A 6,280-nucleotide genomic window follows, 5' to 3' on the forward strand; every position below is an offset into this window, starting at 1 on the left:
TGCTAAAACAAACCAAGACGATCCGCTTTCCCCAGACAATCCTCAACTCCCCCAAAGCGATCGCACTCCTGTCTCCAACCCTCAAGGAAACCCAGAAAATTAGAAGTCTTTTCCTTAGTTTTCCCGATATCCTTAGTGCTGCTTGGCTTCAAATTGCCACCCGTTAATGTATAGACAAAAAAGCAGACATCCTAAACAAGTGCAGCCCTGGAGCCTTCTTTGACCTTTTGGAACCCAAGACGATGACAACACTACCCCAGCACCGGACGAAAAAAAAACCTGCCGCTTCCTTCCCCACACTAACCCGCCCTTTAAACTTGCGGATGGATTCCCCAACTGAAGAAGTTCGGATTGAGATCGTACCGCTAATTGATGTTATTTTCTGTATCCTGACCTTCTTTATCCTGGCAGCCGTGGGTCTATCGCGCCAACAAGCCATTAATGTTGATTTACCCAAGGCGAGTACCGGAACTGCCCAAGGACGGCAGATTCTGATGATTAGTTTGGATGAATTGGGGCAAGTGTATGTAGAAAAAAATCCGGTGATTACCCAAGAGCAGTTTATTCAACAACTCCAAGCTTACAAGCAACAAAACCCCAGTGGCGTATTTGTCCTCTACGCCTCGCCCAATGCCATGTATAACGAAGTTGTACAAGTCTTGGATTTACTTCGGGAAGTCGGGGGCGATCGCGTGGCGCTAGCCAATTCACCTGGACAATCGCCGCAAATTCCGGGGACGAATCCCCTTTCTCCCTCAACTGGAGTTCCCGAATTTAACCCCAATCCTGGACAAATACCAGTTAATCCTGATGGCACATTTAATCCCAATTTTCCGCCTCAATTTCCGGGGGTTCCGGGTCAACCTCAATTTGGATCACCCCCGACGAATCCCGGTACGTTACCACCTTCTCCTGGACAATTCCCCATCAACCCCGGTGGTTCTGTTCCACCCAATTTTGGCACACCGACGTCACCGCAGCCGCAAGGGGAATAATTCATGTTGTTGTGTAGAGACGTGCCATGGCACGTCTGTTCTGTAGGGGCGGGTTTGACTATTATCATTGATCACCTCATCCCAGATGGGACTAAACCCGCCCGATTAAGGCGCAGATAGAGAGAATTGATGATAAAGTTTTCTCAAAACCCGCCCCGCTTAAGTGAGAGACTATTCAGTGTTAAGTGACTTATGACCGATAAATCAGGTGCAGGATATCGAATCGAACGCGATTCTATGGGGGAACGGCAAATCCCTAACGATGCCTACTACGGGATTCAAACCCTACGGGCAATTGAAAACTTTCCTATCAGCGGGATTAAACCCTTACCCACCTACATAGACGCCTGTGTGCTGATCAAAAAAGCCACCGCGATCGCGAATGGTAATCTGGGCTGTATTCCCCAAGATATTAGCCAAGGGATTATCCAAGCGGCTGATGAAGTTCTCAAAGGACAATGGCGGGATCAATTTGTCGTCGATATTTACCAAGCAGGCGCCGGTACATCCCACCACATGAATATTAATGAGGTGCTGGCAAATCGGGCATTAGAAATCCTGGGAGATGAGAAGGGTAACTATAAGCGGGTTAGCCCAAATGACCATGTAAACTATGGGCAATCCACTAATGATGTTATCCCCACGGCGATTAGAATCGGGGCGCTGTTGGCTTTAGAACATACCTTGTATCCGGCACTATCTGATGCCATTACCGCCCTGGATAACAAAGGGGATGAATTCCAAGATGTGGTCAAATCCGGCAGAACCCATCTGCAAGACGCTGTACCGGTGCGCCTGGGAGAAGAATTTCGGGCGTGGGCGCAAATTCTCAGCGATCATACCAATCGGATTGAACAAGCATCAGAAGATTTAATGGTACTGGGGTTAGGCGGAAGTGCTGCAGGAACCGGATTAAACACCCATCCCGACTATCGCCATCAGGTTGCCCAAATTCTTGCCCAACTCATTGATCAACCCCTCAAATCTGCCCCCCATCTCATGGCAGCCATGCAAAGTATGGCACCGTTTGTTAATGTATCTGGCAGTTTACGGAATTTGGCACAGGATTTAGTCAAAATTTCCCATGACTTGCGGTTAATGGATTCGGGTCCGAAAACCGGATTCAAGGAAATTCAACTTCCCCCCGTGCAACCGGGCTCATCGATCATGCCGGGAAAATACAACCCAGTTATGGCGGAAATGACCTCTATGGTATGCTTTCAGGTGATGGGCTATGATAGTGCGATCGCCTTAGCTGCTCAAGCGGGTCAATTGGAGTTGAATGTGATGATGCCGTTGATTGGGTATAACCTAATTCACAGTATTGAAATTTTAGGCAATACCCTATCTGCCCTAACTCAAAAGTGTCTAGCCGGAATTACAGCACGACGCGATCGCTGTTTGGACTATGCCGAAGGGAGTCTCGCATTAGTTACCGCCCTGAATCCCCACATCGGTTATCTCAACGCGGCGGCTATCGCCAAGGAATCTTTGGAAACAGGCAAATCCCTGCGACAAATTGTCCTCGACAAAGGCTTGATGAGTGCTGAGGACTTAGCCAAGGTACTCGATCTTGATAAAATGAGTGCTTTGTTCCCGAACCAATGACAAAGGACAAAGGACAAACCATGCAAAGTCAAGATAGTTTTACCCAAGTCACCTTTCATTACATCAATGGCGAAACCGAATCCTTTGATATTCCCGTGACGCCAGAAGCTTTTAGCGAACAACTTGCTGATTTCCTCAGCCAACCTTGGTTAACCCTACATCTGTTCGATCAAACCGTGATCATCCTGACGTCTCAAATTGTCAAAGTGGAAGTGACACCGCCGATTCCTCAACTCCAAGGGGAGGGTGTCTTATCGGATTGTCAACGAGTCACGGCTCTGTCCCGTGGTGCTAAAGTCTAAGATAAACTAAAGCTATTTCATGACACTTATGTCTAGCGTTAGTTTAATTCGGGCACAGTCCTATAACCGACAGCCATTAAGAACCGCCGTAGAAACCTTGCTGGAACCGTTAGGCGGGATTAGGGCATTTGTCAAAGTGGGCGATCGCGTCCTCCTTAAGCCCAATCTTCTCACGGCTGGACGTCCGGGTAAGGAATGTATTACTCGCCCCGAACTTGTGTACGCTGTCGCTGAGTTAGTCAAGGAAGCTGGTGGTCAACCTTTTCTCGGTGATAGTCCCGCCTTTGGTACAGCTAAAGGGGTGGCGCAGGCAAATGGCTATTTGCCGATGATGGATGAACTTAACATACCCATCGTCGAATTCCATGGTCAGCGATATCAAACAGTTAGCCATACCTTCAACCACCTGCGGCTGTGCAAAGAAGCAATGGATGCTGATGTGGTAATTAACTTACCCAAGCTGAAATCTCACACCCAGTTAACCCTGACTCTGGGGGTTAAAAACCTGTTTGGCTGCGTCCCTGGTAAAATGAAAGCCTGGTGGCATGCAGAAGCGGGTAAAGATGCCTTACGGTTTGGGGAAATGTTAGTGGAAACGGCGCGGGCAATTAATCCCAACTTAACGATTCTGGATGGGATTGTAGGTCATGAGGGTAATGGACCGAGTGGTGGAGAACCCCGACGCTTGAATATGCTAGCCGCGTCGGCTGATGTATTTGCTTTGGATCAGGCGGTAGTCAACTTACTCAATGTCGAACCCCTGCAAGTACCGACTGTAGCCGCCGCGATGAAATTAGGATTAAGTCCAAATCTGGATACCCTGGAATTTCCCCACCTGCATCCCGCCGATTTAAAGGTACTCGATTGGAAGCTACCGGATCGGTTAATGCCCATTGATTTTGGTATGCCCCGCCTAATGCGCTCCACATTTAAGCATTTTTACATCCGGTGGATCAAAGAGCCAATAAGTGTTTATGCTCAGCGGTAGTATAATCATTTTTGGATTGTTGGTGAGCAAAATCTAACATTCAAAACTCAAAGAAGGAATTATTTGGTAAACATTGTTACAACCTCTACCCAAGGAGGGAACGTATGCTGATACTACCCTCCGATTGCTTAATTCCACCGCCTAGTGTTAGAGGCGGTTTTTTGTATTTTCTGTCTCGAATTACGTACTAGAGCGTCAGTTCAGTAATAGCAGGTCGTGGTTATGTACAGTGCCATATTAGGTAGAAGTTGGCTTACCCACCGATAACTGATACCGAGTTGCGCTCAAACATAGTAGATAGGAAAAGCAGGGGAGGCAGGGGAGGCGGGGGAAGCAGGGGGAGAGAAAGTTATATCTTTGAATGCAACTTGGTATGAAGAGCAAAATCTGTCATTTATAAGTAATAACAGGGAAGTATAGGTAGCGAATGTTACCTCATGTAGAGGATTTCAGTAGATGATTTGATGAAACTGACTGGTATTCTAGAACTCGCGTCAATCTATCTAAGGTCAGTTGATTTGGCAAAACCGATGTCCTTATTAATAAAGTGTAAGATTTTATTGAAATTGTTTACAGGAAAACAATCCTTGAACCAAAAACTTGTTAGAATATAGGATGTAGGGTCTTGAATTTGACCCGGTCTCAGATAAAATTTCAATTGACTCAAGTTCTGATTAAAACTTCATTTATGGAATCAAGTGGCTCGTCTGCCAACTCTTCTGACCCCTATCCTCATAGATGGGCTGAGATTATCGGTACGGTAATGGCGTTTTTGACTCTGACCTTACCTTTCTTAGCCATTGCTTACTACTCTTCTAGCAGCCTTGATGTTTTGCAGACAACACCCTACTCGCTGCCGAGATCAGAAACAGCTAACTGGAAAAACTTATGAACTGAAGTTCCCCTTGGACAAATTGCTACACTGTATGCCCTCAAGGGGGGAAGAAACTAAACTCACCAGTGCAGTTGACTCAAAATGTACCGCAAACGGTCATAATCATCTTTGAGTAAAACACTGAGGGTTCGCCCTGCTTGAACTAACCAGTCGCGATCGCCCTTGCGAATTTGATAGATATCTCGGATCGCCGCAGCCGTTAGGGCTTCCACTGGCGCTCCACTTACTAACAGGAGTGTTCGCAAAAAATCCAACTTTTCGCTAAAGTAAATGATCTCATCGGGCTGGCATTGATAGACAGCCTGATGAATTTGCGGCGGACGGGGAGGTAGATATTGATAAGCCCGTCCCCTAGGGGGTTGGTCACCATTGTTTCCCTCTCCGGGCGGTATAAACCCAACAATTGCCGCACGAAACTCAGTTTTAAGCATGGCAAAAATTTGCGGCTGTTGCTCCCGCAATTCTGCCAGTGACAATCCCAACGCGACAGCCCGGTGAACTGAATCAATCGGGCTAGTTGTAGCGTGGTAAACTACCGCCATAACCTGATTGCCAGATTCTTCATCAACGGATTTGACCCAACTTCCAAAGGGTGGCATTACCGGAAAGCTCAAATCCTCTGGCTCTAAACATTGTGCCAGAAATTCTGTGGTTGCCGTTTCAATGACTTCCGCAATGTGATTATCAGGGCGTTCTCCAGCCGTAAACTGGGGTAAAGGAAGACGCATCTTTTAGTCCTTTGTCTTTTGTCCTTTGTCTTTCGTCATTTGTCACGACAAAATCTGCTGCTCCATTGGTCATTTATTTGTTATTTTCTTATATGGGGCGGCTCAATGAAATGTGAACAGACAATAAGATGAAAGCGGGAACATAAGAGAAATAAAACCACCTTTTTCTGTATTCAAAAAGCATCTATCTTTGTTCCCGGTTCATTTTCGTTCGCTATAACAGGTCAACGGTTACAGTTTGTTTTTATTTTTTGCCTTGAGGATTCACCTCTTCGAGTTCCGATAAATTGAACGTGACAATTTTATCCCAGTTTCCACCTTCAAACAGCACACCCGCTTTTCCATCACCGATGCGCTGGACTATCCCTTCAAATTTGTAGTAAGTGTCCTCGCCGTTAATGACGCGAACAATTGAGCCAGGAAGAATCATCTGTTTTCACCCATAAATCTCTTATCTTAGCTTACTATAAATTGCTGATTTATAATTAAGCTAATTTCTTACCATTAATATTGGTCAGTGCGCTTCGTCCTTTGTTACCGACTATTGGTAGATCACAATTGACACTCCCCGGTCTCGCATACACGGGGATTCTGCTGGCAGAGCAGGCTGTGGAAGTTGCCACAATCTAACTCTCGCTACGGTCGTCAAACACCGTCTACCCAGTCGGTTTAGGTCAATACCTAACTTTCTGGCTACTTTTCTTAAAATATTAGCACTGCCGTTTAAATCAGCATTTACAATTGTGCCATTTCCACTACGGTAC

The 6,280-nt window shown here is 46.3% G+C and carries 7 protein-coding genes and 1 pseudogene; 5 read left to right on the forward strand and 3 right to left on the reverse strand.

Annotation, left to right across the window (positions count from 1 at the left end; genetic code table 11):
• Nucleotides 1-242 precede the first annotated feature (242 nt).
• The 5 genes from RID09_RS21070 to RID09_RS21090 all read left to right on the forward strand — a co-directional run bounded on the left by RID09_RS21070 (nt 243) and on the right by RID09_RS21090 (nt 4,785).
• On the forward strand, nt 243-995 hold the full coding sequence (locus tag RID09_RS21070) for a biopolymer transporter ExbD (RefSeq protein WP_446337874.1): 753 nt from the start codon (nt 243-245) through the stop codon (nt 993-995).
• Between the two features lie 192 nt (nt 996-1,187).
• A complete protein-coding gene (locus RID09_RS21075) occupies nt 1,188-2,603 on the forward strand; it encodes an aspartate ammonia-lyase (protein ID WP_446337875.1) in 1,416 nt (471 codons plus the stop codon).
• Nucleotides 2,600-2,905 carry a hypothetical protein gene (locus tag RID09_RS21080; RefSeq protein ID WP_446337876.1) on the forward strand — a complete coding sequence of 102 codons (306 nt, stop codon included), beginning with the start codon at nt 2,600-2,602 and terminating at the stop codon, nt 2,903-2,905. Before RID09_RS21075 ends, RID09_RS21080 begins: the two co-directional genes overlap by 4 nt.
• 28 nt (nt 2,906-2,933) lie before the next feature.
• Nucleotides 2,934-3,893: a DUF362 domain-containing protein gene (locus RID09_RS21085; RefSeq protein ID WP_446337877.1), complete on the forward strand. Its 960-nt coding sequence runs from the start codon at nt 2,934-2,936 to the stop codon at nt 3,891-3,893.
• 658 nt (nt 3,894-4,551) lie between these two features.
• Nucleotides 4,552-4,785 (forward strand): hypothetical protein, encoded by a 234-nt coding sequence (locus RID09_RS21090; protein WP_446337878.1) that lies wholly within the window; start codon nt 4,552-4,554, stop codon nt 4,783-4,785.
• A 62-nt stretch (nt 4,786-4,847) separates the two neighbouring features.
• Here RID09_RS21090 and RID09_RS21095 read toward each other — a convergent pair whose 3' ends face one another.
• The 3 genes and pseudogenes from RID09_RS21095 to RID09_RS21105 all read right to left on the reverse strand — a co-directional run.
• A complete protein-coding gene (locus RID09_RS21095; protein ID WP_446337879.1) occupies nt 4,848-5,516 on the reverse strand; it encodes an HAS-barrel domain-containing protein in 669 nt (222 codons plus the stop codon).
• 244 nt (nt 5,517-5,760) lie between these two features.
• The gene (locus tag RID09_RS21100) at nt 5,761-5,946 is read right to left on the reverse strand and encodes an NAD(P)H dehydrogenase subunit NdhS (RefSeq protein ID WP_446337880.1); all 186 of its coding nucleotides are present in this window, start codon (nt 5,944-5,946) and stop codon (nt 5,761-5,763) included.
• Between the two features lie 111 nt (nt 5,947-6,057).
• A pseudogene (locus tag RID09_RS21105) lies at nt 6,058-6,280 on the reverse strand (RNA-guided endonuclease TnpB family protein); the annotation flags it as partial.

This window comes from Coleofasciculus sp. G1-WW12-02 (assembly GCF_040219735.1).
In the GTDB taxonomy this organism is placed as follows: domain Bacteria; phylum Cyanobacteriota; class Cyanobacteriia; order Cyanobacteriales; family Coleofasciculaceae; genus Coleofasciculus.